The following is a 24,780-nucleotide window of genomic DNA, read 5'->3' as shown; positions in this document are numbered from 1 at the left end:
GGTTTCTTGGGGGGGGGGGGGTGGGGGGGGGGGGGGGGGGGGGGGGGGGGGGGGGGGGGGGGGGGGGGGGGGCGGGGGGGGGGGGGGGGGGGGGGGGTCGGGGGGGGGGGGGGGGGGGGGGGGGGGGGGGGGGGGGGGGGGCCCCCCCCCCCACGGATCACACCGTTTCCAGGGTCACTGCCGCCGTCGTCCGGCGGCCGACGCGGAGGGTCAGGCGTCCTCGCCGACCGGGGTGCCGCTGGTGGAGCAGCAGCCGACGTTGCTGCTGCACGTGGCGGCCAGCATGGTCGGGTCGTTCTCCATGCGGACCTGCTCCAGCTGGAAGGTCTCGAGGGTCAGGTCGTCGTAGCTGCTGTTCTTGCCGGGCATGTGGTTCTCCTTCGAGGGATGTGCGGTGGAACGTCCGGGCGGCGGGGCCGCCCGGCACTCCCCGGCCGGTGGCCGGGGACATCTGGGGGCTGCTCAGGCCGGGCGCGGGGGCGCGCCGAGGAGCAGGACGCGGCCGGCGAGGACGACGGGGCCTCCGGCCGGGGTGCGGGGCAGGCCGGCCGGGGCCAGTTCCAGCAGGAGGGCGTCCCGGCCGGGGCCGAGGAGGGCGAGGAAGTCGTCCGGGCCGCTCTCGCCGGCCGGGGCCACGGGCGGCTCGGGGGTGGCGGGGTCTGCGGGGGTTCCCGTACCCGCGAGGTCCAGGAGGGCGGTGAGGTCGGTGAGGTTCAGGGCTTCGCCGGGCGGTGCGGGCCAGCCGGGCGGGCAGAGCACGTGGTGCGGACCGCCGGGCCCCCGGGCCGCGTCGGGGTGGGCCACCAGGCCGGCCAGCTCGCGCAGTGCCGTGGCGGCCGCCTCTCCCCGGGTGGGGGCGCCGCCCGCCAGTTGGAGCGGAAGTCCCCCGTCCGCGGGCTCATAGCGCCCGATGACGACCTCGAGGCCGCCTTCCGCCTCCGGCGCGAGGGCCGTCAGGGCCAGGCGCCCGGTTCGCAGCAGGGACAGGGCCGGCGGCAGGTGGGGCGCGTCCAGTGCGGCCGGGTCCACGGGGCCCGGCGTACAGCGGCCGTCCAGCCAGTCGCGGAGCCGCTCCTCCAGCAGCGCGGCGGTCAGGGCGGCCCCGACGACGTCGCGGACCGTGGCCCCGACGCCGACGCCCCCGTCCGTGAGCGCCCGTTCCAGGGGCACCCAGACCAGCGCGTCGTCGCGCAGCCGCAGGGCCGGGGTCCAGTCCCGGGCGGCCGCCGGGGCCGCCCCGGGGAGGGGCGCCGCCCACCGGGCCCCTTCGGCGTCCAGTTGCGCCGCCGTGGCGTGCCGGACCGGCAGGAGCGCCGGTGCGTGGGCCGCGGCGTGCCGCAGTGCGCGCTCCGCCGCCCGGGCGCGGGCCGCGTGCGAGGTCGTGACGCCGAACCCGTGGGCCGCGCCTCCGACCGCGGCCGCGGTGCGGATGCGCGCCGACCGTACGGGGGTCTGCCGGAGGTCGTCGTCGTCGAAGGCGCGCAGGATCGTGGTGGTCCGCCCGGACACCGAGCGGTACCGCGTCAGGCGGTCCTCGGGTGAGGCCGGGAGGTCGAGCAGGCCCTCGCGGAACTCCTTGAGGCGGCTTACGGGGCCGTCGTCCGGCGTCGGATGCCCGCCGCAGGAGGGGCAGTCCGCACGCCGGGGCACCGGTTCGCGCCAGGTCTCCAGGGTGTCCGCGTCCTGGAGGACCACCGCGCCGAGGAGGTCCGCTTCCACCGCGCCGCAGAGGTGTTTGAAGAGTTCCGTCGCGAGGTCGTTCGCGGTGACGGCCAGCAGCAGCGGGCTCACTGCCCCTCCCCCGGGACCCGCCCGGTGGCGGGTGCGGTCCGCCGTCATCGTGCCGTCGCGCAGGACGCGGGCGGCGAGGGCCTCGTCGGCGTGCTCGGCGAGCTGGAGTCCCAGACAGGCGGGGCAGGCGGTGGCGTCCTGACGGGGGGCGTCCGGCCGGGCGGCAGCGGTGAGCGGGCCCTTGACGACGAGGTCGCCGTGGACCCGGGCGGAGAGGAAGGCGGCGCCGGTGCGGCGGGCCAGGCCGGCCAACGGGCCGAGCAGTGCGCCGGGCACGCCGTCGGGGGTGGCGATGACCGCCGTCGGCCGCCAGGCCGTGAGCGCCTCCTGCCAGCCGTCCGTCCAGCTCGCCGGGAGCAGGTCGAGCCGGGCGGGCAGGCCGGCGGGCACGGGGCCGCCGGGCTCGGTGACGGACGCCGGGCCGCCGGGCTCGGTGGCGGGCGGCGTGCCGCCGAGCAGCGCCAGGTGTCCGACGCCATTGCGCGCCAGGGTCCGTACGGCGCTCCACGCTCCGCTTTCGGGGCCGTGGCCGCCCAGTACGGCCACCCGGGCGTCGCGGACCCGGCGCAGGGCGGTGCGGGGGGTGCGGGTGTGGTGGGCGAGGTAGGCGAGTTGCTCGGCGAATCGTTCCTGCTCGTCAGCTCCGAGCAGGTGGTCCGGTTCGTCGTCGAGGATCCTGACGAACTCCTTGTCGGCGAGGTGGCGCACCAGCCCCGACAGGACGCCCGCCCGCTCCTGCGGCAGCCCCTCGCAGAGCTCCCGCAGGGTCGTCCCTCCGGCCAGGTCCCCGGCGAGCCGGCTCAGCCAGGCGTAGGCCGACGCCCCCTTGATGTAGAAGTCCCCCGCACCGCTCCGCAGGAATACACCGTCCTCCGATTCCAGGAAAACAGAATCCTGCCTCAGAAATACCCGTGTATCCGGTCCCAGCTTCTCCCGGCTGTTTTCCGATGCCACGCAACCCTCCCCCACGTCCCGAATGGCCGTCACTCCGAGGAGGCTAACAAGTTACTCGCGAGTCCATTCCAGGGATGATCATCAGAGAGCCCGGGGCGTTTCTGTGGTAAAAACTAGAGGTTTACACATGCCCGGATCCCTACCGGATCGGGATATCCAAGAGGTGGGCGCGAGCGCGGTTCCGCGGGGTTTGAAGAGCGTGATTCCAAATTGCGTTAGCGGATATCATCCGGATTATGCTGCGGATATTAGCGCAGCATGAGCCGGGCGTTAGCGAGCGATAGCAGGACGCCCGGCTCCCGGCCGCCGCCGGCCGGGACGGCCGCGGCGCGCGAACGGATCGACAGAGGGGTTGTCCGCATGGAGTTCCGGGTTCTCGGTGAGGTCGCCGTGGCGACGAGGGACGGGGAGGACCTCCCGCTCGGCCCCGCCAAACGGCGCAGCGTGCTGGCCGTGCTCCTGGTGCACGCCAACCGCACCGTCACGGTCGACCGGCTCGCGCAAGCCCTGTGGGACAACGAACCGCCGCGGCACGCCAGTACGGTGCTGCACGGGCACATCTCCCAGTTGCGCGGGCTGTTCGCCACGCACCGGGCACAGGCCCACGGCGTCGAACTCGCCACCCGGGGACCGGCGTACCTGCTGCGCGTGCCCCCGGAGCGGCTCGACGCCCACCGCTTCGACGAGCTGCTCCAGCTCGCCCGGGCCCGGCGGGAGCCCGCGGAGACTGCGGCCCTGCTGGGCGACGCGCTCGCCCTGTGGCGCGGCAGCGCGCTGGAGGGGACGGTGGCGACGCGCGCGCTCAGCAGCGCCGCGCACGCCCTGGAGGAACTGCGGCTGACCGCCGTCCAGGAACTGGCGCAGGCCCGTGAGCGGCTCGGCGACCACGACGCCGCCGTATCCGTGCTGCGGACGGCGGCGACGGCGCACCCGCTGCGCGAGCAGCTGACGGCGGCCCTGATGCACGCCCTGGCCCGGGCCGGCCGGGCGGCGGAGGCGCGCGAGCTGTTCCTGCGTACGCGGACCCTGCTCGCGCAGCGGTCGGGAGCCGAGCCCGGCCCGGCCCTCGCCCATGCCTACGCCGCCCTGGCCGGCGACGGCCCGGCCGCCGCCCGGCTTCCCGGCGCCGCGCTCGCCCGCCCGGCGCCGGCCGGCTCCGCCCCGCGTCCGGCCGCCCCCGTCCCCCTCTCCGTCGCCGTCGCGGACCTGCTCCCGCGCCGGACCAGGGGGTTCGCCGGGCGGGCGGGCGAGCTGGCGGCGCTGGACCGGGCCACGGCCGGCCTCCCCGGTCCGCTCGCGATGATCACCGGCGGTGCCGGGATGGGGAAGACGGCGCTGGCCGTGCACTGGGCGCACCTGCGCCAGGGCGACTTCCCCGACGGGCGGCTCTTCGTGGACCTCTGCGGCTACAGCTCCGCCCCGGCCCGCGACACCACCTCCGTCCTGCGCGAGTTCCTGCTCGCCCTCGGCGTCCCGGCCGACGGCATACCGGAGACCCCGGACGCCATGGCCGCCCACTACCGCGCGCTGACCGCCGGGCGCCGCCTGCTGGTCGTCCTCGACAACGCGCGCGGTTCCGGGCAGGTCCGCCCGCTCCTGCCGGGCGGGGAACACTGCGTCACGCTCGTCACCAGCCGCGACCGGCTCGACGGCCTGGTCGTCTCGGACGCCGCCCGCCCGCTGCCGCTGGCCGCGCTGTCCGCCGACGAGTCGCTCGCCCTGCTCGCGGCGGTGCTGGGCGAGGAACCCGTCGGGGCCGAAGCCGCCTCGGCGGCGCGCCTCGTACGGCTCTGCGAGGGTCTGCCCCTGGCCCTGCGGGTCGCCGCGGCCCGCATCGCCACCCGCCCGCACAGCGGTCTGGGCCGCCTCGCCGACGAACTGGCGGACGAGCAGCGCAGACTGGAGCTGCTCGACCTGGAGGACACGGGGGTCGCCGCGGCGCTGGGGCTGACCGTCCAGCACCTGCCGGAACCGGCCCGGCGGATGTTCGGCTCCCTCGGTCTGCACACCGGGGCCACCCTCGACACCGGGGTGGCCGCCGCGCTCGCCGGGTGCTCGCCCCGGCAGGCGGCCGCGGCCCTGGACCGGCTGGCCGCCGCCCACCTGCTCGCCCCGACCGGGCCGCAGTCGTACGCGGTGCACGACCTCGTACGGCTCTTCGCCCGCACCGATGCCCCGGTGCGCGATCCGCGGGCGCCGGCCAGGCTCCTGGACCACTGGCTGCACACCCTGCTCGCCGCGGCGGAGGCGGCGGAACCCGGCAGCGAGCCATGCTGCGCGCTGCCCGCCGGGACCGGCGGTCCCGCCGCGGTGCGCCGCTTCACCGACCGCGCGGACGCGCTGGCCTGGTACGCGGCCGAACGGGACACCCTGCGCGGGGCGGTGGCCACCGCGGTCGGGGCGGGGCTGCACGCCCACGCCTGGCGGCTGGTCCTCCTCCAGTGGCCGCTCATCCTGTGGCAGTCCCACGACGGCTGGACGCCGCTGCTCGAACTGGGGCTGCGCGCGGCGGAGGAGGACGGCGAGCCCGGCGCCCAGTCCCGGGCCCGGGCGCTGCTCGGATGGATCCTGATGGAGGAGGGCAGGCCGGACGAGGCTCTGGCCCATCTGGAGCGCGCCCCGGCGCTCGCGGCGCTCGCGGGGGACACGGCCGGGGAGGCCGTCGCCCGGATCAACCTGGCCGCCGCCCTGGGCGGGCACGGCCGGCACGACCAGGCCCGGGAGCAGCTCGGACAGGCCCTGGTCCTCGCGGAACGGGGCGGCCCCGCCGAGACGGTCACCCTGGCCCACCTGCACCTCGCCCGGCACTTCGTCAGCACCGGCGCCTATCCCGAGGCCGCCGAGCACGCTTCCTGCGGCCTGGCCCTGGCCGCGCCCCCCGTCTCGGCTTCCCGGCGCGTGGTGCTGCGGACGCTGAGCGGCGAGGCGCTGGCCGGCATGGGGCGTACCGAGGACGCCGTGCGCCAGCTGACCGGCGCGGTCCGGGAGGCTGCGGCGCACGCCTACACCGAGGGGGAATCGGCGGCCCGGGCGGCGCTGACGGCCCTGGACGCCGCCGAGGGCCTGGTGAGCGCGAGCCACTGACCGGGAGCCGCGCGGGGCGGCGGCGGTCACCGGCGGGGCCCGCCCGCCCGTCAGCCCCGCCCGTCAGCCCCCGGCGCGGCCGCCGGGAGTCCGGGGGCGCGCAGCGGGGGCGTGCGGTCCATCGCCGCCAGCGCCACGGCGATCGCCGCGTCCAGTTGCGGATCGGTCCCGGCCGCACGGTCGTGCGGGGCGATGACCACCGCGACGTCGGGTTCGACCCCCCGGTTCTCCAGCTCCCAGCCGCCGTGGGCGAACCAGAAGGCGCCCCGGGGATGGACCAGGCGCGTGCCGTCGACCAGCCCGTGGGCGACCTCCATGCCCCGCACCCCGCCCCAGGTCCGCGCTCCCACCACGGGGCCCAGGCCCCGCGCGCGCACCGCGGCGACGACGTTGTCTCCGTCGGAGCCGGACAGTTCGTCGGCGAGGAAGACCAGGGGGCCGCGGGCGGCCAGCGGCGGGTAGGACTCCGGCGTGCTGCCGCGCCGCAGTTGCCAGCCCACCGGGCGGCGCGCGACGCGTTCGAGGACCATCGCGGAGAGGTGGCCGCCGCTGTTCCCGCGGAAGTCGACGAGCAGCCCGTCCGCCCCCGCCTCGGCCCTGAGGTCACGGTGCAGCTGGGCCCAGCCGGTCGCCATCATGTCGGGTACGTGGAGGTAGCCGAGCCGGCCCGCCCCGCCTTCCCGCACCCGGGCCCGGCGGGCGCGGACGAGGTCGTGGTAGCGCAGGGCCGTTTCGGAACCCAGGGGTACGACGGTGATCCGGCGCTCCGGTCCCCCCGCGGCCGGCCGCAGCGTCAGTCCGACCGGACGGCCGGCGCTCCCCCACAGCAGGGGCGCGGGTCCGGCGTCCGGGTCCACGGGACGCCCGTCCACGGCCAGCAGGGCGTCCCCGGCGCGCACCCCCGTCCCCGGGGCGGCCAGCGGTGACCGGGCGGCCGGGGCCGAGCTCTCGCCCGGCACGATGCGCGCGATCCGCCAGGTCCCCTCCGGATCGCGTACGAGGTCGGCGCCGAGCAGGCCGGGGCGGGCGGCCCCGGCCGCCCCGGCCGCCCCGGCGCGCGGCCAGACGTAGGCGTGCGAGCAGCCCAGGTCCCCGTGCACCTCCCAGAGCAGGTCCGCGAACTCGGTGGCGTCGCCGACGCGTTCGAGCAGCGGCCGGTAGCGGGCCCACGGGCCGCCGCCGTCGAGTGCGGGCAGGCCGGCGCACCAGACGTTGTCCCGCATCAGCCGTTCGTCCTCGGCGAAGGCCTGCGCCCATTCGGCCGCCGGGTCGACGCTGACCGTCACCCGCCCGAGCCGCAGCGGCCGCTCGCCGCGAGCGGGACCGGAGCCGCCGTCGGCGTCGTGGCCGAGGGCGCGGACGGCCAGGCCGGCGCCGTCCCGGAGCAGTACGTGGCCGCCCGCGCCGGTCACCTCGTACGCGTCGACTCCCTCGCGGACGGTGGTGAGGGACCGGGCCTCCAGGTCCCAGCGTTCGAGGCGGGGGCGGGGCGGCGGGGACGCCGCGCCCGTCCAGCGGTCTCCGAGGGTGCCGACGGCCGGTGTACGGATCCACAGGAGGGCTCCGCGCGCGGCGGCCAGCCGGCCGTACTCGCCGGCCGGCACCGGGAAGGCGACGATCCGGTCCCCCAGCCCCACGGGGTCGACCACGGTCGGTGCGGGGACGGCGTCCCCGCGCGGCGCGGGGGGCGGGACGGTGTCCAGCAGGGGGGAGGCGGTGTCGGCGCTCAGGGTCAGCAGATGGGGGCGCTTCGCGGAGACGAACGCCAGGTCCAGGACGTGCGTTTCGTACTCCGGGTCGAACACCCGGTCCGACACGAACGCCAGGTGGGCGCCGTCCGGGGTGAAGGCGGGCGACTCGTCGCGGTAGCGCCCGTCGGTGGCGTCCAGGACGGGCCCGCCGCCGACCGGGGCGAGCCTGATCCGGCGCAGGCCCTCGGGGCCGGGGTGGGACCAGGCGAGCCAGATCCCGTCCGGGGAGAAGGCCAGGCCGGAGACCTCTTCGTGCGCGCTGCGGTCCAGTTCGGCCACGCCGCCCGTGGCGGCGTCCACGACGAGGACGCGGCCGTCGTGGGCGGCGACGGCCAGGTACCTGCCCCCCGGACACGCCCGCCATTCCATCACCCGTCCCAGGAGCCCGGCCGCCAGGACCCGTGGCGGGCCGGGGGGCGCGGTCGGGCGCGGATCCAGCACTTCCAGGGCGTCGGGGCCCGCGACGTCCGACACCCAGGCCACCCGCCCCGTCGTTCCGAGCGGCCGCGGCATCCGGCACCGTATGCCGGGGCGCCGGGAGAGCGGGACGGACGCGGCGCCCCCGGCCCCGTCCCCGTCCGTGCCGTCGCCGTCGCCGTCGGGCTCGGCATCGGCATCGGCATCCGCCGGCAGGAGGTGGACGGTGCCGCGCACCTCCAGCAGGGCGCCCGCGCTCCCGTGGAGCGCCGCGAAGTCGCCGGCCCACTCCGAGGCCGGCACCCGGTGCCCGGCCCGCCCAGGGCGCGGCCCGGTCAGGCGTACGTCGACCCGGACCGGTGCGGTGCCGCACGCGGTGTCCGCCAGCAGCCACAGGTCGCCGCCGCTCTGGTAGACGACCCGGGTCCCGTCGGTGGCGGCGTTGCGCGCCGCGAATCCCGGGTGGGCCCCGTCGGGGGTGTGCGGGCGCGGGTCGGATCCGTCGGGCCGGCTCGACCACAGCCGGGCACGGCCTCCGGCGTCGCTCAGGTACCCGATGCGGCCCTCCGTCCCGGACGGCGCGGTGAGCCACATCGGGCATTCGAGGTCGGCATCCCGGTCGGTGTGCCCCTCGGGCACGACCGGCTCGAACCGGGGGCCCGCGCCGTCCACCGCGCCGTCCGCCCCGGGGCGGGCCAGCCACAACCGCCCGACGGCACCGCCCCGGTAGCGCTTCCAGTGGGCGGCCTGCGGGAACATCGTGACGCTGCGCAGCAGCACCTCCCCCGCCGGCCCGACGGCCAGGTCCCCGACCGGCCCGTACGGCAGCCGGCGCGGGGCGCCGCCGTCCGGGGAGACGGCCCAGGCCCACGTGGCGAGCGGGGAGTGGGTGTGCTGGGCGGTCAAGACCAGCACCTCGCCGTACGGGGTCCAGCCCGCGACCCGGGTGCGGGAGTGGCCGAAGTGGGTGAGCCTGCGCGGCGCTCCGCCGTCGAGGGGGGCGGCGTACGCCTCCGGTACGCCGTCGCGGTGCGAGGTCCAGGCCAGGAGGCTGCCGTCCGGCGAGACGCGGGGGTGGGCGGCGCGGGCCCCGTCGGAGGTGAGCCGTCTGCCGGGGCCGCCGGATGCGGGGGCTCCCCACACCTCGCCGTCGGCGGCGAAGACCAGCAGGTCGCCGTGGAGGTGGGGGTGGGCGGCGTAGGGCCGGGCGGACGGAAGGGACGTCACGGGAACTCCTGGAAAGTACGGTACGGGCCGTTCGGCCGGCCGCGGTCCCGTAACCGGCCGGGAACCCGTCCGCCCTCGCGCACGTTCCCCCGGCTCCCCGTCCTCCGGTGTTTTCCCGGGAATGCGCGGACCTCGTTCCGGGAGCTTCCCAACGGCCCTCGGCCGGTCAGAGCGACCGAATGCCGAATGCCCGAATGGGCGACGGCAGGAATGCCAATGCCAGGAATCTAGCAGCGCGCGGACGGATCCGATTCTCGGAAATCACCCAAGGTACGGAGGGGATACCGCGCGAAGATGAGACGATCACACACAGTTTCGCCGCCCCTCTTGCCATCCGGCGCCCCGCCCCCAGAACTTCCCGGCCCGTTCCCGCTTTCGCCCCGCCCGGAGGAGCCCCCGGCCCCGCTCCCCGGCGACCGCGGCTCGCCGCCCGCCCGCCGCCGCGGGCCGCCGCAGGCCACCGCGGCAGCCCCCTTGCCTCACCTATCGAGATTCGATAGATTCCCATCGTAACTCGATGGAGGGATGGGTCATGGGGAAGCTGGCAGTGCGTGCGTTGCGCGCCGTGCTCGGGGTGGTGTTCGTGGGCACCGTGTTCATTCAGGTATCGGTGCTGTGGGCGTTCGCCACCGATCCGGAGGACGGGTCGCTCCCGCTGACGCCGCTGCGCGTGATCGCGGTCCTCGGCATGGTGTCGGTCCAGACCGCCCTGGTCTGCGTATGGCGGCTGGTGACGATGGTGCGGCGCGGAACCGTGTTCTCCCACACCGCCTTCCGCTACGTGGACATCGTGATCGGCGCGATCACCTCGATCGCCCTCATGTGGTTCGCGGTCACGGCCATCAACGCCCCGGGGCAGCGGGAGGACCCGGGCGTCACCCTCATCATGGGCGGGATCGGCGTGGCCATCCTCGGGGTCGCGCTGATCGTGCTCGTGCTGCGGATGCTGCTCGCCCAGGCCGTCGCGCGCGATGTCGAAGCCTCGCGGATGCGGGCCGAGTTGGACGAGGTCATCTGATGCCGATCGCCGTCGACATCGACGTGATGCTGGCCCGGCGGAAGATGTCCGTGGGCGAGCTCGCGGACCGGGTGGGGATCACGCCCGCCAACCTGGCCGTGCTCAAGAACGGCCGCGCCAAGGCGGTGCGCTTCGCGACGCTCGCCGCGCTCTGCGAGGTCCTCGCGTGCCAGCCGGGCGACCTGCTGCGCTGGGAGCCCGAGGACCCCGCGGAAGCCGAGCGGGCCGGGGAAGCGGCGGCGGCCGAAGCCGCAGGAGCCTCCGGGGGTGCGGGCCCGTGACGGCCTTCAGCCGCCGAGCAGGGCGCGGCCCAGCGGTGTGAGGGCGTGGCGCACGGCGGGGCCGTCCCGACAGGTCGTCAGGAGGCCCGCGGCGCGCAGGACCGAGGCGTGGTGGCTGGCCGTGGCCGGTGAAGTGCCCGTACGGCGGGCCAGTTCGGTCGTACCGGCCGGGCTCCGGGCGGCTCGCAGGGTACGGGCCCGGGTCGTGCCGAGCAGAGCGGTGAGGCCCTCGCCCGTACCCGGCGGCCCCGGGGCCACCACGGACGCGCAGGCGGCCAGGGACCGGGCCATGGGGTAGCGCAGGACCGGCGGGCGGGCGGCGTCGGCGTTGTCGACCAGGACCAGCGGTCGCGGGCAGAAGAAGGTCGGGACGAGCAGGATGCCCCGGCCGGCCAGTTCGAGGTCCGCGTCCAGGTCGCAGGGGACCGTCAGGACGCTCGGCGACCAGGAGATCTGCGGATGCAGGGTGCCCAGGAGGCCCTCGACTCCGGAGTCGACCGCCGCCAGGGCCCTCTGGACGCGCTCGGCGTTCGCCGTCGCCAGGAGCTGGGGCCAGTACGGGGCGATGGCCAGGGCGTGGTACTCGTGCAGCCGGCGCCGCACGAGCTCGCGCCAGGTGCGGTCCCCGTGGTGCAGGGCGTGGATCCAGCGGGGGGCGGCGGGCCGCAGGATCCGGGTGGCGGACCAGTCCGTCGCCCACTGGACGGCCGGCAGGGACCAGGTGTGGTCCAGGCTGTCGGCGAGGCTCGCGGTGGCCGCGTGCGCGAACACCTCCGGTACGTACTCCCCGTGTCCCGCCGGGGCCAGTTCCAACAGCAGCCGCATCTCGGGCCGCAGGCCCCGGCGGGTGCGCTCGCGCCAGCCGCCGAGGGCGACGGGAGCGGGCCGTCCCGGCTCTCCGGTCTGGAGGAGGGGCAGGCTCAGGACCGTCTCGGCGAGGGGGTCGGGGGCGCCGGCGACGCGGACGCGGGTGAGGTCTTCGGCGGTGAAGTGGATGCGTAACACCGACGTGTCTCCAAGGGATCGGCGTGCGGGAGCGGCACACGGGGCCGGCCGCACGGCCTTCCGGTCCGCACCGACCTCCATGATCACGGTAGCGGCGGGTCCGCCGGGCGCCGGGCGGGTTGCGCGGATGTGGCCTGAACCCCGGGGGGAGACCGCGGAATGTCCGGATTCGATGCAGCTCGAAGAGCTTTGAGGCGGAGGCCGGGGGCCCGCGAAGCTGGCTCGCGAACGGGGGAGAGACCGTCCGCGCCGCCTCCGCGGGGCGTCGGACGGCCTTCCGGCCCAGGCGGCCGTTCCCCCACCACGGACCAGGGAGAAGACCGCACCATGAAGCTTCGTACCTCGCTCGCCGTCCGCACCGCCCTCGCCGTGGGCGCGGCGCTCGCGGCCACCGCCCTGCTCACCACACCGGCCCAGGCCGGGGTCAGCGGTCAGTACCAGTTCCGGAACGCGGCCACCGGCAAGTGTCTGGACGTACGCGCCGGTTCCAAGGACGACGGCACGCCCCTCCAGCAGTTCAGCTGCAACGGCAAGGGCAACCAGACGTTCATCGTGGAGTTCCGGGTCGACGATCCGACCTCGATGCTCTCCGCGCAGCATTCGTACAAGTGCATGCAGGCCGTCGGCGCCACGCCCGGATCTCAGGTGGTGCAGCGCGCCTGCGACAACCTGTCCAGCATGCGCTGGGAGTTCGTCGAGCTGGGCGGCGGCTCGGTGACGATCAAGAACATGGCCAGTGGGCTGTGCCTGGACGACGGCGGCCAGCCGTCGGGCAGCCGTCGCGAGGTCCGCCAGACCGTCTGCACGGGCGCCGCGACCCAGGTCTGGGGCCGCTCCTGACGGACCGTGGGCGGTGCGGGCGCCGTCGTGTCACGGCGCGCCCGCACCGCCCGCGGCCACCCCCGTCAGGCGGCCGCGCGCGGAACGCCGATCTCCGCTTTCGTCCGCCGCCCGGCCCCGCAGTCTTGAAATCGATCACCCGCGAGGGTGGTCACACCCCTTGACGGCACTCCGACGACCCTCACATACTGGCGGCCAAATCGATTTGGCCCCTTCGTTTTGGCTCTCCGTCCAGGGCCGGACCGTGGCTGAACCCCAGCGTGTCGAACGCCGATCGGAGCTCGAACGTGTCACGTCCCCGCCCCGCATTCCCCGGTACGCAGTCCCCTCCCCCTTCCGCGACGGAGCCGGGCGACCCGGCCGACCCGGCCGACCCCGGTGACGGCCCCGCCCGGCGGACCGTGCACCCCGTGGACGAGTCCCGCCCCCTGGCCCGGATCCTCCTCTTCGGCGTCCAGCACGTGCTCGTGATGGCCGCCACCCCCATCTCGGCGATCTTCCTCATGAGCGCCACCCTGCGCCTCGGCCCGGCCCTGACCGTCAACCTGCTGTCCGCCGCCTTCGTGCTCTCCGGGGTCGGCTCCCTGATCCAGTCGCTCGGACCCTGGAAGTTCGGCCCCCGCCTGCCCTTCGTGATGCTCCCGGGCGGCGCACCGCTCATCCTCTTCCTCGCCATCGCCGACCAGCACGGCCTGCGCACGGCCAGCGGCGCGGTCATCCTCACCGCCGTCTTCTCCTTCGTCGTGCTCCCCGTCTTCTCGCGGCTGCTGACCCTCTTCCCGGCCCTCGTCATCGGCACGATGATCGTGATCGTCGGCGTCAACCTGGTGAAGGTCGGCGCCGTGCTCGTCACCGGGCGGCCCGGCGAACCCGGCTTCGCCGATCCCGTGAACCTCGGGCTCGGCCTGGCCACCATCGGCTTCACCGTCGTCTTCTACCTGCTGTCCGCCGGCATCCTGCGCCAGCTCGCCGTGATGCTGGGGCTGCTCGCCGGCACCGCCCTCGCCGCCGCCGTGGGCGCCGTCGACTTCGGGGGCGCGGGCGGCGGCGGCCTCTTCACGGTGCCGCAGCCGCTGCCCTTCGGCTCACCGCGGTTCGACCTCGTCGCCGCGCTGCCCCTGATGCTCTACAGCCTCGCCTCCATGGCCGAGGCCACCGGCCAGACCGTCATCAATGCCGAAGCCGTCGGCAAGGACATCGACCGGCGCACGGCCGTGCCCAAGACCATCCGCGGCGACGCCCTCACCTCCGTCGTCGGCGGGTGCTTCGGCCTGCCGCTGATGGTGACGAGCGGCGAGAACATCGGGATCGTCCGGGTCACCGGCGTACGCAGCCGCTACGTCACCGCCGCCGCGGGCGTCGTGCTCATCGTCATCGGCTTCCTCGCGCCCGTCACCCACGCCATCAGCGTCATCCCGTCCGCCGTCATCGGCGGCACCGCCATGGTCGTCTTCGCCGTCATCACCGTGCTCGGCGTGCAGATGCTCGGCCGCTGCGACCTCGACCGGCACACCAACACCTTCGTGTGCGCCGTCGCCCTCGCGCTCGGCCTGCTGCCCATCCTCGTCCCCGGCGTGTACGCGGGGTTCCCCCCGAACCTGCGCATCCTCCTCGAAAGCGGCGTCGCCGTCGGCGCGTTCACGGCCGCCGTACTCAACCTCCTCTTCCACCACATCAGGCCCGGCATCGCCGCGCGCCTGACCGCCGCCCGGACCGAAAGCGACGACAGCAACCGATGAACCAGCCGAATCAGACGCACCAGATCGACCGGCTCAGCCGTGACCGGCTCGACGGGCCCGGCCCGTTGCTCCTCGTACCGGACGCCGTCCTGCTCCCCGAAGGCCCTGCCGCGGGCGTGGCGGTCGTGGTCCGCGACGGCAGCTTCCTCGCCGTCGGCGACGCGGCCCGGATCCTGCGCACCCACGCCCACCTCGACCCCGTACGGCTCCCCGGGCACCTGCTGATGCCCGGCTTCGTCGACGCCCACCACCACCTCGCCCAGACCTTCGGATCGGCGCTCGCCTACGGAGAGCCGTCGGAGATCTTCCGCCGGGTCTGGGTTCCGCTGGAAGGCTCCCTGGACGAGGAATCGGCGTACACGGCAGCCAAGCTGGCGGCGCTCGAAGCGCTGCGCGGCGGCTTCACCACCGTCACCGACGCGGGCAACCGCACCGGCGTGGACGTCGACGTCGTGGCCTCGGCGGCCCGCGACGCCGGCATCCGCTGCGTACTGGGCCTGATCTGCGACGACGCCGAGCCCGACGGGACCGCCTCCGCGGGCCCCCGGGGCGGGGCCGCGGCCCGCGCCGCGGAGCACCTGGCCCGCTACGACGGCGACCCGCTCGTCCACGCCTCCCTGGCCGTGTCCGTGCCCGAGGCCGCCACCACGGCCACGCTGCGGACGACGGCCCGGCTCGCCGCCGAGGCGGGGGCGACCGTACAGATCCACGTCAACGAACACCTGGCCGGCGTCGAACGTTCCCTCGTCCGGCACGGCCTGCGCCCCCTGGAGCACCTGCACGAGATCGGCGCCCTCGGCCCCCAGTTGCTCGCCGCGCACGCCACGCTGCTGACCCCCCGCGAGCTGACCCTGCTCGCCGACACCGGCACCGCCGTCAGCTACAACCCGGTGGCGAGCGCCTGGAAGGGCAACGCCGTCGCCCCGGCCACCACCCTGGCCGAACGCGGCATCCGCTTCGGCCTGGGCACCGACGGCACGCGCGGCGACGGCTTCCGGCTCACCGACGCTGCCGAGTTCGCCCAGCGGATCGCCTACGGTCTGGCCACCGGCGACTCCTCCTGCGGAGCGGGCTGGACCTGGCTCGAACACGCCACGCGGGGCGGCGCCGACGCGGTGGGGCTGGGCGCCCGTACCGGCACCGTCGCCGAGGGCCTGGCGGCCGACTTCCTCCTCGTCGACGTCACCAACCCCGAACTCGCGCTGTCCTGGGACCTGCCCTGGGAGCTCGTGCGGCGCGGGAACCGCGACCAGATCGGCGCGGTGTTCGTCGCGGGCCGCCTGCGCATGTGGCGGGGAGCGCCCACCGGCTGGGACGGCCCCGCGCTCGTCAGCCGGGCCGTCGGGCTGGCCCGCGCCGCGGTGGAACGGGCTCCGATCGTCCGGGCGCACCCCACGTCGACCGCCGCCCGTGCGCGAAGTACCGCGGGGAGCAGCGCGGGGGCCACCGTACGGGGTGGCGCGCGGGGCGGCGCGCGATGAGCTCCGCCGCCCTCGCCGTCCTCGTCCTGACGGTCGCCGTGGCCGCCTTCGTCCAGGGCAGCAGCGGCCTCGGCTTCGCCCTGATCGTGGCGCCCGTCGCCGGGATCCTCGACCCGGGCCTGCTCCCGGTGTTCGTCCTCGCGTCGATGATCCCGCTGAACCTGTACGTCGCCTGGCGCGAGCGGGCCGCCCTCGACCTGCGGGGCGCGGGCTGGATCACCGGTGCCAGACTCGCGGCCACCCCCGGTGGGCTCGCCCTGCTCTGGCTGATCCCGGACCGCAGCATCGGCCTGTTCGTCGGCGTCGCCACCGTCCTGGCGGCGGTGGTGAGCCTCGCCGCACCCGCCTTCACCCCCGGGCGGCTGGCCTACGTCGGCGCGGGGGCGGTGACCGGGCTGACGGAGACCGCGACCGGTGTCGGCGGGCCTCCGCTCGCCCTCGTGTACCAGCACCGGCCGCCCGCCGAACTCCGCGCGACCGTCGCGGTCTGCTTCCTCATCGGCGAAGTGGCCTCGCTCGTCCTGCTGTTCGCGACCGGGAAGGGACAGGCGGGGGACCTCGGACTCGCCCTCCTGCTGCTGCCCGCGATCGGCGCCGGAGCATGGCTGAGCCGTCTGGTCCACCACCGGCTCGACGCCCGCAGGACGCGGCTGTTCGTCCTGGTCTTCGCCCTGGTCTCCGGCCTCGTCCTCATGCTGGGGGTGTGACGGGGGCCGTCGGCGGCGGGCCCGCCCGCAGCGAAGAGGCCCGCACCACCAGCCGCGGCGCGGGCGGCGCGACCACCGGCACGGTGGCCCCCGCCCCGCCCCGCAGGCGCCCCAGCAGCAGCTCCACCGCGTCGGCCGCCACCCGGTCCAGGTGCAGGTCGACGGCGGTCAGCAGCGGATCGCAGGTCCGGGCGCGCAGGCCGTCGTACCGGGTGACGACCATGACGTCGCCCGGTACGGAGCGGCCGCTCTCCCGGATCGCCCGGACGGCCCCCACCGCGAACACGTCCACCAGCGCGCACACCGCGTCGGTACCGGGGTGCTCCGCCAGCAGCGCCGCGCACCGCTCGTATCCGGCCTGCTCCCCGCCCGTTTCGGGCGCGGTCGCCACCACGGGCGGCCACCCGTACCGGGCGGCCAGCCGCTCGTACGCCGTGCGCGCGTCGACGGAGGAGTGCCGCTCGCCGGACCCGATGAGCAGTGCGGGCCGCCGCGCGCCCTGCTCGCGCAGGTGGCCGAGCAGCATCTCGGCCACCAGCCCGCCCCGCAGGTCCACGTACGGGGCCTCCTCCGCCGCCGACACGGGCCGCCCGAGCGCCACGTACGGCAGTTGGCGCTCCCTCAGCAGCGCCACCGCCGGGTCGCCGACGTCCGGCTCGACGACGATGGCCCCGTCGATGTCGACGGAGTGCAGCCCGGACCCGGAGCGCACGGGCGGCACCAGGACGAGCGCGTAGTCGTGCAGCAGGGCGGTCTCGGCGGCCGCGGCGGCGATCTCCATGTAGAACCCGAGCCGCGAGGTGCCGCCCGCGACGGCGAACGGCATCGACGAGGCCAGCGCGATGGCCTTGGCCTCACCCCGGCGCAGGCGCTGCGCCCGCAGGTTGGGCCGGTACCCCAGCTCGGCGGCGACCTGCTTGATCCGCTCCCGGGTGCGCGGGTCGACCTTGCCGAGCCCGTTGAGCGCGTGCGAGACCGTCGTGCGCGACACTCCGGCGGCGCTCGCCACGTCGGCGATCGTCGGAGGCTTGGGCACAGGACCGGACGGCGACGGCGTCATCGACGCGCACACTCCCCACGTCTCGACAGCGGCTGACCCCGCCATCTTCCCCGACGCGCCCGCGCCGCGCCGCCCCTCCCCCGGGATCCGCCGTGCGGCGGGGTTCACAGGCGGCGGCGTTCACGAGCGCGGCGTGGCCGGCGTCGCCGTGCCCGGGATCGTCGGTGCGCAGGCCGAGCCGGTCGACGAGGTCGATCAGCGCCTGGCGCAGGGCGGGCGCGAACTCGGTGAACGGCGCGGTGAGGACGGGGTTGTGGGCCGCGGCCACGACGGCCGCGTGCAGGGCGATGTCCGCGTCGACGAACGCCTCCGTGCTGCCGGCGCCGGCTCGCCGGCGGTGGCCGAGGGCGGCGCCGATGAGGGCGAGGTCCTCGTCCGTGCGCCGCTGGGCGGCGAGTTGCGCCGCCTCCACCTCGATCAGCATCCGGACCTCGTAGACGTCGGTGATGGCCGCCCGGCACAGGCGCGCGGACCAGTCCTCCGCGGGCTCGGTGGCGATGACGAACACGCCCGCGCCCTGCCGGGCCCGCACCAGCCCGGCTCCCGCGAGGGCGCGCAGGGCCTCCCGCGCGGTGGAGCGGCCGATGCCGAGCGTCCGGGCGAGGGCGGTCTCGGCGGGCAGCCTGGTCCTCGCCGCCGTCAACCGCGCCGCGAGGGGTCCCGTGGGCTAGGTCGTCTCTTTCGGATCTTGCCTGACCCGCGCCGCCCGGCACCGCACCTCGCCGCGTTGTCGAGGCACCCGAGTACGTCCAGTACGCGGGAGCCTCTCCGCCTTGCGATGCACGGCACCGGACGACGCGGGCTTGACCGGCAAGATCCGAAAGAGACGACCTAGGCCGGCTCACGGCCGGTGCGGCGGCGGACGCCCACCACCGCCGCCGCGGCCGGCAGGAGGGCGAGCGCGGCGGTGAGGACGGGCGGGGGCGCGCCGCCGGGGGCGGCGGCGAAGAACAGTACGGGCAGGCCCGCCAGGAGGACGGCCGGTGCGGTGCGCAACCGCGCGAACGCCCGCCGCCCGGCCAGGACCGCCCCCAAGGTCAGGGGGACGGCGAACTTCACCCCCGGGGGCAGGTAGGACGGCGGCAGCGCCACCACCGCGCCGGCCACCACCCCCGCCCACACCAGGACCGCGACCGTCCCGGTCCGCGTACGGGTCCGGGGTGCCGGGCGCAGGTCGGGCGGGCACAGCAGGGCCGCCAGCGCCAGGGCCAGCAGCGGTCCGTCGAACAGGAGGACGGAGCCGGTCGCACCGCCGCCCGGCCGCGAAGCGTCGACCGCCACGGTCGCGAGGACGCCGGCCGCCGCGGTCCAGGTGCCCACGGACCAGCGCCCCGCCAGGGCGAGGAACGCGCCCAGCACCGTGACGAGCTGGGCCGCCGGCAGCTGGCGGAACGGGTCGCCGGTCGCGGCGTCGCCGCCGGGCTGGACCGCCCACCCCCGCATCCGCGCCCAGCTCACGGCGACCGCCGCGACCGTGACGACGGCGAACGGCGCCACCGCCGCCGCGAGTTTCCCGGCGCGCCCGGCGGAGCCCAGCCCGAGGCGCAGGCGCAGGGCGTGCCCGACGACACCGCCGGCCTCAAGGATCCGGTCCCGCGGGCCCGCTTCCCTGGTCGCCTCCCGGTAGGTGTGGGCGATCTCTTCACCGAACTCCCGCCGGAAGGCGGCGGGGTACAGCCTGATCAGCGCGCTCACGCGGTCGCCCCCCGGCCGCCGAGGGCCAGTCGGCGGGTGGCCTCCTGCGCGGTGCGCGCGATCCGGGCCGCCTCGGCGGCCAGCACCTCCCGTCCGCGCGGCGCGAGCGCGTAGCTGCGCCGCAGGCGGCCGTCGACGACCTCTTCTTCGTGGACGGCGATGAGCTGCTCCTCCAGGAGCCGTTCCAGGGCGCCGTAGAGCGTGCCCGTCCGCATCTTCGTACGGCCTTCCGAGATCTTGCCGACCTCCTGGGCGATCGCGTACCCGTGCCGGGGCGCGTCGGCGAGTGCGGTGAGGATGAGCAGGGTCGGTTCGCGCAGGGGTTTATCGGTCACACCCCGCACGATAGCCCGGCCAGCGGCATGTGTTGATGACCGAGGTATGGGTGCTTCCGGGGCGGTCCCGGGACGAGCGGTTCGTACAAGACCTGCGGCCGTAAGGCGCCGGACACTGCCGCCATGACTCCTCACCCCGAAACCTCCGCAACCCCCGAAACGCCTGTGCCCCCTGCGCCGTCCGGCGCGGCCCCCGGATCCCGGCCGTTCACGCCCGCCGCGGGCCGCTTCGCCCCCACCGGGCTCTACGACCCGGTGGCCGCCCTGCTGCGGGAGCGGCTCTGGCGCGGCGTGTTCGCCATGCACGTGGCTCCGCGGCCCGGCGAGGTGATCGTCGACGTCGGCTGCGGCACCGGCTCCCAGTCACTGCTCCTGCACCGCATCGAACCCGCCGCCCGCGTCATCGGCGTCGACCCGGACCCCCGCGTCCTGGCCGTCGCCCGCCGCAAGGCCCGGGCCGCGGGCGCGTCCGTCGAGTGGCGCCGGGGCATGGGGGACGAAGTGGCGGACCTGCTCGGTGCGGGCAGCGCGGACACCGCCGTCTCCAGCCTCGTCCTGCACCAGTGCCCGCTCGCGATGAAGCGGGCGGTGCTGGCCGACCTGCACACCCTGCTGCGGCCCGGCGGCCGCCTGGTCCTGGCCGACTACGGGCTCCAGCGCACCCGTCTGATGCGGGCCGCGTTCCGCGTCGTCCAGCTCGCGGACGGCCGGAGCGACACCCAGCCCAACGCCGACGGCATCCTGCCCTCCCTCATCACCGCAGCCGGATTCGACGGGGTCCGCAAAGCCGAGGTCGTGTCAACCGTGACCGGGTCCATCTCGGTGTACGTCGCCCGCCGCGCCGGCGGCTGAGGCGAGCAGCACCCGCAGCACGGCCGCCGGGGTCATGCCGGTCATCTCCCGCATGCGGCGGCTGAGGTGGGCCTGATCGGCGAAGCCCCCGGCGGCGGCCGCCTCGGCCGGGCTCCGCCCCTCGCCCAGGGCCCGGGCGCTGCGCCGCAGCTTCAGCCAGATGCGCCGGCGCACCAGCGGCACGCCCAGCTGCTGCCGCGCCAGGGCCCGCAGCCGCTGGGGCGACAGACCGACGCGGGCCGCGACCAGCTCCATCGGGACCGGCTCCCCCGGCTCCCCCTCCAGCCCGTCCAGCAGGACCGCCGCGGCCAGCAGGCGCGGGTCCAGCAGGGCCGAGGGCAGCGCCGCGGCGGGCCCGGGGCCGGTCGCGGCGAGCCCGTACAGCTCGGGCACCGCCACGATCCCCGCACCGCAGCCGCCGTGTGCGCGCAGCCGGTCGGCGAAGGCCGAATCCGGCTCCACGAAAAGGGTGAGCAGATCCTCCGCGGGCACCATCCGGTGGGCGGTCATGGGCGGGACGAGCAACGCGGGCGCCCGGACGACCCGGCCGTCCGCCCCGGCGAGCGCCGCCTCGCCCCGGGGTGCCAGGACGAGCTGGAATGCGGCGTGCCGGTGCACGGAACCTCCGGGCGCCGCTCCCCGGTACCACGCGTACCCGACCCCGACCCCGAAGCCCGCCCCCGGCTCCCGCCCCACGGCCCCTGCCCGCCCCGCGCCCGTCCCCATGGGCCCAGGCTGTCACAACCGCAGCTTCCCGGAAGTCCCCCGACCGGCCTACGCCCACGGCCCCCGGCCGAGCGGCGCGCGCCCGCGCGTGTCACGGTGACAGGGCGACGAGAGGTCCACCCACGCGGGGCCCGGCCGGCCGGCGAAGCCCCGGCCCGGCCCCGCGACGGACCGATTCCGCGCCCCGTCCCCGGACCGGAGACCGGCGCCGCTCCCCGCCCCCACCCGGCGGTGCGCGGACAGGTGGCCGTGGTCCGGGCCGTGCGCCCGCACCACCACCACCGCGGCCGGCCCGCGCGAACGCGAGGACGCCCGGGACCACCCCGATCACTTCCACAGCTGGAGAACACCGTGCTCGAACGCGAGCGGCTCACCGTCCGGACCCAGGCCGCCTTCCTCCCCCCGCCCGACGCTCCGGACGGGCCGCTCCGCCCGGCGGGACCGCTCGGGGACGCCGGCCGCGCGCACCCCGCCCACGGCACGCACGCCCTGCGCTACCTCGCCGCGGGCGACTACTGGTTCGACGGCGGCCACGGAGACCGGCACGACGCGGTACCCGGCCGCCCGCGCACCTGACCGCCCCGAACCGCCCCGCACCGCCCCTCGCCTCAGGGCGCGCGCAGGCGTACGGCGAGTGCGGCGATGTCGTCGTCGAGGCGTCCTCTGCTGTGGCGCAGGAGGTCGCGGTGCAGCGCCGTGAGCAGTTCGCGGGGCGGCGTCGGCGGCTGCCGGCGCATCCAGGCCGCCAGCGGGAAGAACTCGCCGTCGCGCGCGCGGGCCTCGGCGATCCCGTCCGTGTAGAGGAGCAGGAGGTCGTCGGGGCCGAAGGCGAAGGTGTCGACGGTGTAGTGATCGCCGATCAGCTCCGCGAGGCTGAGCAGGGGCGAGGGCGTGGCGGATTCGAGGACCCGCAGTTCCCTCGCGTGCAGCAGCAGTGGCGGCGGGTGTCCGCAGTTCAGGACGTCGATGTGGCGTCCCCCGTGCGGGATTTCGGCGAGGAGGGCCGTGGCGAAGCGCTCCAGCGGTCCGTCGGGGGCGAAGGCGGCGTTGTAACGGGTGCTGCTGGCATCAAGCCTGCGCGCGACCTCGACCATGTCGGTCTCGGCGTACGCGGCCTCCCGGAAGGCGTTGACGATCGCGGCCGCCGCCCCCACGGCCGGCAGGCCCTTGCCCCGTACGTCGCCGATGAGGAGCCTGATCCCGAAGGGCGTGTCCACCACCTCGTAGAAGTCCCCGCCGATGCGGGCCTCCGCCGCGGCCGCGAGGTACAGCGACTCGATCTCGAAGTTCCCGAGGCGGCGCGGCATGGGGCTCAGCACCACCTGCTGCGCCGCGTCGGCGACGAGCCGGACCTGGATGAGGGTGCGCTCCCGCTGGAGCCGGGCGTGGCTGCCGTACGCGGCGGCGACGGTGACCGCGATGATCCCCGCGGCCGTCCACCACGTGCCCAGATCCGGGAAGACGAGGCTGAGGCCGATCATCAGGAGGAGGCACACCGTCCCGAGCAGGACGGTGGGGAGGACCGGCCACATGGCGGCCGCCAGGGCCGGCGCCGCGGGCAGGAGGCGGCTGAAGGCCATCTCCGGCGGAGTGGCATAGGCGAGGCCGGCGATCACGGCGGTCAGGATGACCGGCGACAGCCGCACAAGCCTTCCGGGGCCGTAGCGCCGGCGGAGCCGCGGCCGTCCAGACTCGATCACACTGCCCAGAGTATCCGGACAAGAGGGGCATAGCGCCCTGACGAGCGGAGTCGGCCGCCCGCCCCTCAGGCCCGGGCGAATTTCGCGGCGGCGGCCGCGGTGACCGGGGTGAAGAAGTTCACGAGGTTGCCGTCGGGGTCGCGGAAGAGCAGCGACCGGTTGCCCCAGGGCATCGTGGTGGGCTCGGTGACGAAGTCCGACACGAGGCCGCGCAGGTTGCCGTGCACCCGGTCCACGTCGTCGACGAGGAACTCGATGATCACGCTGTGGTTGTCCGCGGGCCGGGCCGAGCCGGGCGCGAACAGGGGCACGGTGCGCGTGCTCGCGATGGCGAGCGTCGCGCCGGGGGTCCGCAGTTCTGCGAAGTCCTCGGTCGCCCAGGCCGCGGAGGCCCCCGTGGCCTGCTCGTAGAAGGCGACGAGGCGGGCGACGTCGCCGGTGATGATGCGGATCGAGACGAGGTTCATGGTGTTCTCCCAGGGGACGGAGGGGGGCCGCGGGCGGCCGCTCGGGTACGCACTCCGCAGGCTAGGAGGAATACTGGACAGAATCGGTCCACTAAAGAGAACGGGTTCACCACCATGTCCCGGCCCACCGGACGCGTCCTGATCCTCCTGGAGCTGCTGCAGTCCGGCGGTCTGCGCACGATGGCCGAGCTCGCCGAACGGCTCGGCGTCGACGGGCGCACCGTGCGCCGGTACGTCGACCAGCTGATCGAGCTCGACGTGCCGGTGGAGGCGGTGCGGGGCCGCCACGGCGGCTACCGGCTCGCCGCCGGCTACCGCCTGCCCCCGCTCATGCTCAGCGACGACGAGGCGCTCGCCGTGCTGCTCGCCCTGGCCGCCGGCCGTCGCGGGGGGCCGGTGACGACGGCGGACACGGCGGGCGAGACGGCGGCGGCCAAGATCCGCAGGGTGCTGCCCGGGCGGCTGGCCCGCAGGCTGGACGCGGTCCTGGAGTCCCTCTCCTCCACGGCCGCGCCCGGCCCTTCCCCCCGCCCCGACGCCGAGGTCCTGCTCACCCTCGCCGACGCGGTGCGCCACCGGCGGCCGCTCTCGATCAGGTACACCGGCCGCGACGGCCGGCCGGGCGAACGCCCGCTGCACGCGTACGGGATCGTCGCCCACGGGGACCGGTGGTACGTCACGGGCACGGACCCCCGGACCGGGGAGGACCGCACCTTCCGGCTCGACCGCGTCACGGCCGCCAGGGCCCTGCCCGGCTCGTTCGAGGTACCGGCCGGAGTCGATGCCGCCGAGCGTGTGGTCTCGGGCTTCGCCACGGCCGGATACCGGCACGCGGTGACCTTGCGGATCCACGGGACGCCCGATCAGGTCCGGACCCGCCTGCCGGCTTCCGTGGCGGGCCTGGCGGAGACCGGGCCCACGGCGCCGGCGGATCCGGGGGAGGAACGCTGGCTGCGGGCCGAGATCCGGGCGGAGTCCCTCGACTGGCTGCCGCCGGTACTCGCCTCGCTCGACCGGCCGTTCGTCATCGAGCGCCCGGATGAACTGCGCGACCTCGTCGCGGCCCTCGCCGCCCGTCTCGCGGCCTGTGCCCGGCAGGTCTGACGGGCCACCCGGGCGCGCGCCCCGCTCCGGTTCCGGTTCCGGTTCCGCGCCGCGCAGGGCCGCCGGCAGCTGGCGCACCGAGGGGACCGACGGGCCGGGGCGCACGGCCAGGGAGGTGGTACGGCGTCCAGCTCCCCGGCGCGCACGGCCGCCAGGCGTTCGGAGGCGGGCAGCCGGCGCAGTCTCACCTGGAGGCGCGGCGCCCGGTCGGCCAGCTGGGCCAGGACCCGGTGGAGCCGGTCGCCGGGACCGTGCACGATGCCCAGGCGCAGCATCCCGTCCTCGCCCGTCCCGATGTCGGCGGCCGCCGGGACGTTGCGCGCCTCGGGCAGCATCCGCTCCCCCGCGAAGGAGAGCCGTACGCGCCCGGTGGTGCGCTCGAAGAGTTCGACGCCCCAGGCCCGTTCGAGCCGGGCCATCTGCCGGCTGACGGCCGAGGGGACGATGCCCAGCCGTTCGGCGGCCCCTCCGAAGCCGCCCTCTTCCGCCGCGGCCACGAAGTACCGCAGCTGCCTGAGTTCCACGCGGCCCCCTTCCGGATTCGTT

The 24,780-nt window shown here is 76.1% G+C and carries 20 protein-coding genes and 2 pseudogenes; 10 read left to right on the top strand and 12 right to left on the bottom strand.

Features of this window, described 5'->3' with window-relative positions:
• Positions 1-210: 210 nt before the first annotated feature.
• Complete coding sequence (locus ACGFXC_RS36090) at positions 211-369, bottom strand: hypothetical protein (protein ID WP_393719159.1); 159 nt, start codon at positions 367-369, stop codon at positions 211-213.
• 93 nt (positions 370-462) lie between these two features.
• Complete coding sequence (locus tag ACGFXC_RS36085) at positions 463-2,745, bottom strand: TOMM precursor leader peptide-binding protein (RefSeq protein ID WP_393719158.1); 2,283 nt, start codon at positions 2,743-2,745, stop codon at positions 463-465.
• 360 nt (positions 2,746-3,105) lie between these two features.
• On the opposite strand from ACGFXC_RS36085, the gene ACGFXC_RS36080 reads away from it, so the two are divergent.
• On the top strand, positions 3,106-5,829 hold the full coding sequence (locus ACGFXC_RS36080; RefSeq protein ID WP_393719157.1) for a BTAD domain-containing putative transcriptional regulator: 2,724 nt from the start codon (positions 3,106-3,108) through the stop codon (positions 5,827-5,829).
• A gap of 50 nt (positions 5,830-5,879) precedes the next feature.
• On the opposite strand, the gene ACGFXC_RS36075 is transcribed toward ACGFXC_RS36080, so the two are convergent.
• On the bottom strand, positions 5,880-9,224 hold the full coding sequence (locus tag ACGFXC_RS36075; protein ID WP_393719156.1) for a PDZ domain-containing protein: 3,345 nt from the start codon (positions 9,222-9,224) through the stop codon (positions 5,880-5,882).
• Between the two features lie 532 nt (positions 9,225-9,756).
• Here ACGFXC_RS36075 and ACGFXC_RS36070 point away from each other — a divergent pair.
• Together ACGFXC_RS36070 and ACGFXC_RS36065 are read left to right on the top strand one after the other, a co-directional pair.
• A complete protein-coding gene (locus ACGFXC_RS36070) occupies positions 9,757-10,242 on the top strand; it encodes a DUF2975 domain-containing protein (RefSeq protein ID WP_393719155.1) in 486 nt (161 codons plus the stop codon).
• Positions 10,242-10,523 carry a helix-turn-helix domain-containing protein gene (locus tag ACGFXC_RS36065; RefSeq protein ID WP_393719154.1) on the top strand — a complete coding sequence of 94 codons (282 nt, stop codon included), beginning with the start codon at positions 10,242-10,244 and terminating at the stop codon, positions 10,521-10,523. The genes ACGFXC_RS36070 and ACGFXC_RS36065 overlap by 1 nt, the downstream gene beginning before the upstream one ends.
• 6 nt (positions 10,524-10,529) lie before the next feature.
• Here the strand turns inward: ACGFXC_RS36065 and ACGFXC_RS36060 are convergent, their stop codons facing one another.
• Positions 10,530-11,528, bottom strand: a complete 999-nt coding sequence (locus ACGFXC_RS36060; RefSeq protein ID WP_393719153.1) for a winged helix-turn-helix domain-containing protein — start codon at positions 11,526-11,528, stop codon at positions 10,530-10,532.
• A 327-nt stretch (positions 11,529-11,855) separates the two neighbouring features.
• On the opposite strand from ACGFXC_RS36060, the gene ACGFXC_RS36055 reads away from it, so the two are divergent.
• From ACGFXC_RS36055 to ACGFXC_RS36040, 4 genes are all read left to right on the top strand, one after another.
• Positions 11,856-12,368, top strand: a complete 513-nt coding sequence (locus tag ACGFXC_RS36055) for an RICIN domain-containing protein (RefSeq protein WP_393719152.1) — start codon at positions 11,856-11,858, stop codon at positions 12,366-12,368.
• Between the two features lie 410 nt (positions 12,369-12,778).
• The gene (locus ACGFXC_RS36050; protein ID WP_393719151.1) at positions 12,779-14,107 is read left to right on the top strand and encodes a uracil-xanthine permease family protein; all 1,329 of its coding nucleotides are present in this window, start codon (positions 12,779-12,781) and stop codon (positions 14,105-14,107) included.
• On the top strand, positions 14,104-15,588 hold the full coding sequence (locus ACGFXC_RS36045; protein ID WP_393719150.1) for an amidohydrolase family protein: 1,485 nt from the start codon (positions 14,104-14,106) through the stop codon (positions 15,586-15,588). Before ACGFXC_RS36050 ends, ACGFXC_RS36045 begins: the two co-directional genes overlap by 4 nt.
• Entirely contained in the window at positions 15,585-16,295 is a 711-nt protein-coding gene (locus ACGFXC_RS36040; RefSeq protein WP_393719149.1) for a TSUP family transporter, read from the top strand. The genes ACGFXC_RS36045 and ACGFXC_RS36040 overlap by 4 nt, the downstream gene beginning before the upstream one ends.
• Here ACGFXC_RS36040 and ACGFXC_RS36035 read toward each other — a convergent pair.
• The 4 genes and pseudogenes from ACGFXC_RS36035 to ACGFXC_RS36020 form a co-directional block, all read right to left on the bottom strand.
• Complete coding sequence (locus tag ACGFXC_RS36035; protein WP_393719148.1) at positions 16,279-17,355, bottom strand: substrate-binding domain-containing protein; 1,077 nt, start codon at positions 17,353-17,355, stop codon at positions 16,279-16,281. The genes ACGFXC_RS36040 and ACGFXC_RS36035 overlap by 17 nt on opposite strands.
• Positions 17,356-17,443: 88 nt before the next feature.
• A pseudogene (locus tag ACGFXC_RS36030) lies at positions 17,444-17,983 on the bottom strand (FadR/GntR family transcriptional regulator); the annotation flags it as partial.
• Between the two features lie 203 nt (positions 17,984-18,186).
• Positions 18,187-19,050, bottom strand: a complete 864-nt coding sequence (locus ACGFXC_RS36025) for a hypothetical protein (protein ID WP_393719147.1) — start codon at positions 19,048-19,050, stop codon at positions 18,187-18,189.
• Complete coding sequence (locus ACGFXC_RS36020) at positions 19,047-19,385, bottom strand: PadR family transcriptional regulator (RefSeq protein WP_393719146.1); 339 nt, start codon at positions 19,383-19,385, stop codon at positions 19,047-19,049. Before ACGFXC_RS36020 ends, ACGFXC_RS36025 begins: the two co-directional genes overlap by 4 nt.
• Before the next feature lie 123 nt (positions 19,386-19,508).
• On the opposite strand from ACGFXC_RS36020, the gene ACGFXC_RS36015 reads away from it, so the two are divergent.
• The gene (locus ACGFXC_RS36015; protein WP_393719145.1) at positions 19,509-20,237 is read left to right on the top strand and encodes a class I SAM-dependent methyltransferase; all 729 of its coding nucleotides are present in this window, start codon (positions 19,509-19,511) and stop codon (positions 20,235-20,237) included.
• On the opposite strand, the gene ACGFXC_RS36010 is transcribed toward ACGFXC_RS36015, so the two are convergent.
• A complete protein-coding gene (locus ACGFXC_RS36010; RefSeq protein WP_393719144.1) occupies positions 20,184-20,855 on the bottom strand; it encodes a helix-turn-helix domain-containing protein in 672 nt (223 codons plus the stop codon). The genes ACGFXC_RS36015 and ACGFXC_RS36010 overlap by 54 nt on opposite strands.
• A gap of 459 nt (positions 20,856-21,314) precedes the next feature.
• Here ACGFXC_RS36010 and ACGFXC_RS36005 point away from each other — a divergent pair, with 459 nt between their 5' ends.
• Positions 21,315-21,539, top strand: coding sequence for a hypothetical protein (locus ACGFXC_RS36005; RefSeq protein ID WP_393719143.1), 225 nt, complete (start codon positions 21,315-21,317; stop codon positions 21,537-21,539).
• A gap of 32 nt (positions 21,540-21,571) precedes the next feature.
• Here ACGFXC_RS36005 and ACGFXC_RS36000 read toward each other — a convergent pair whose 3' ends face one another.
• Both ACGFXC_RS36000 and ACGFXC_RS35995 read right to left on the bottom strand, forming a co-directional pair.
• Entirely contained in the window at positions 21,572-22,663 is a 1,092-nt protein-coding gene (locus ACGFXC_RS36000; protein WP_393719142.1) for a PP2C family protein-serine/threonine phosphatase, read from the bottom strand.
• A 65-nt stretch (positions 22,664-22,728) separates the two neighbouring features.
• Complete coding sequence (locus tag ACGFXC_RS35995; protein WP_393719141.1) at positions 22,729-23,130, bottom strand: VOC family protein; 402 nt, start codon at positions 23,128-23,130, stop codon at positions 22,729-22,731.
• 114 nt (positions 23,131-23,244) lie between these two features.
• Here ACGFXC_RS35995 and ACGFXC_RS35990 point away from each other — a divergent pair, with 114 nt between their 5' ends.
• Entirely contained in the window at positions 23,245-24,234 is a 990-nt protein-coding gene (locus ACGFXC_RS35990) for a helix-turn-helix transcriptional regulator (protein ID WP_393719140.1), read from the top strand.
• Between the two features lie 350 nt (positions 24,235-24,584).
• Here the strand turns inward: ACGFXC_RS35990 and ACGFXC_RS35985 are convergent.
• A pseudogene (locus ACGFXC_RS35985) lies at positions 24,585-24,758 on the bottom strand (LysR family transcriptional regulator); the annotation flags it as partial.
• Positions 24,759-24,780 lie beyond the last annotated feature (22 nt).

It is taken from the genome of Streptomyces sp. NPDC048507, from assembly GCF_043199995.1.
Taxonomy (GTDB): domain Bacteria; phylum Actinomycetota; class Actinomycetes; order Streptomycetales; family Streptomycetaceae; genus Streptomyces.
The sequence above is the reverse complement of the archived record's forward strand: the minus strand, read 5'-3'. Positions and strand labels throughout refer to the sequence as shown.

Bases quoted from the DNA above. Each gene is read 5' to 3' on its own strand.
- ACGFXC_RS36040 (WP_393719149.1), top strand. From the start codon at position 15,585: ATGAGCTCCGCCGCCCTCGCCGTCCTCGTCCTGACGGTCGCCGTGGCC.
- ACGFXC_RS36080 (WP_393719157.1), top strand. From the start codon at position 3,106: ATGGAGTTCCGGGTTCTCGGTGAGGTCGCCGTGGCGACGAGGGACGGG.
- ACGFXC_RS36065 (WP_393719154.1), top strand. From the start codon at position 10,242: ATGCCGATCGCCGTCGACATCGACGTGATGCTGGCCCGGCGGAAGATG.
- ACGFXC_RS35995 (WP_393719141.1), bottom strand. From the start codon at position 23,130: ATGAACCTCGTCTCGATCCGCATCATCACCGGCGACGTCGCCCGCCTC.
- ACGFXC_RS36015 (WP_393719145.1), top strand. From the start codon at position 19,509: ATGACTCCTCACCCCGAAACCTCCGCAACCCCCGAAACGCCTGTGCCC.
- ACGFXC_RS35990 (WP_393719140.1), top strand. From the start codon at position 23,245: ATGTCCCGGCCCACCGGACGCGTCCTGATCCTCCTGGAGCTGCTGCAG.
- ACGFXC_RS36090 (WP_393719159.1), bottom strand. From the start codon at position 369: ATGCCCGGCAAGAACAGCAGCTACGACGACCTGACCCTCGAGACCTTC.
- ACGFXC_RS36070 (WP_393719155.1), top strand. From the start codon at position 9,757: ATGGGGAAGCTGGCAGTGCGTGCGTTGCGCGCCGTGCTCGGGGTGGTG.
- ACGFXC_RS36055 (WP_393719152.1), top strand. From the start codon at position 11,856: ATGAAGCTTCGTACCTCGCTCGCCGTCCGCACCGCCCTCGCCGTGGGC.
- ACGFXC_RS36045 (WP_393719150.1), top strand. From the start codon at position 14,104: ATGAACCAGCCGAATCAGACGCACCAGATCGACCGGCTCAGCCGTGAC.
- ACGFXC_RS36035 (WP_393719148.1), bottom strand. From the start codon at position 17,355: ATGACGCCGTCGCCGTCCGGTCCTGTGCCCAAGCCTCCGACGATCGCC.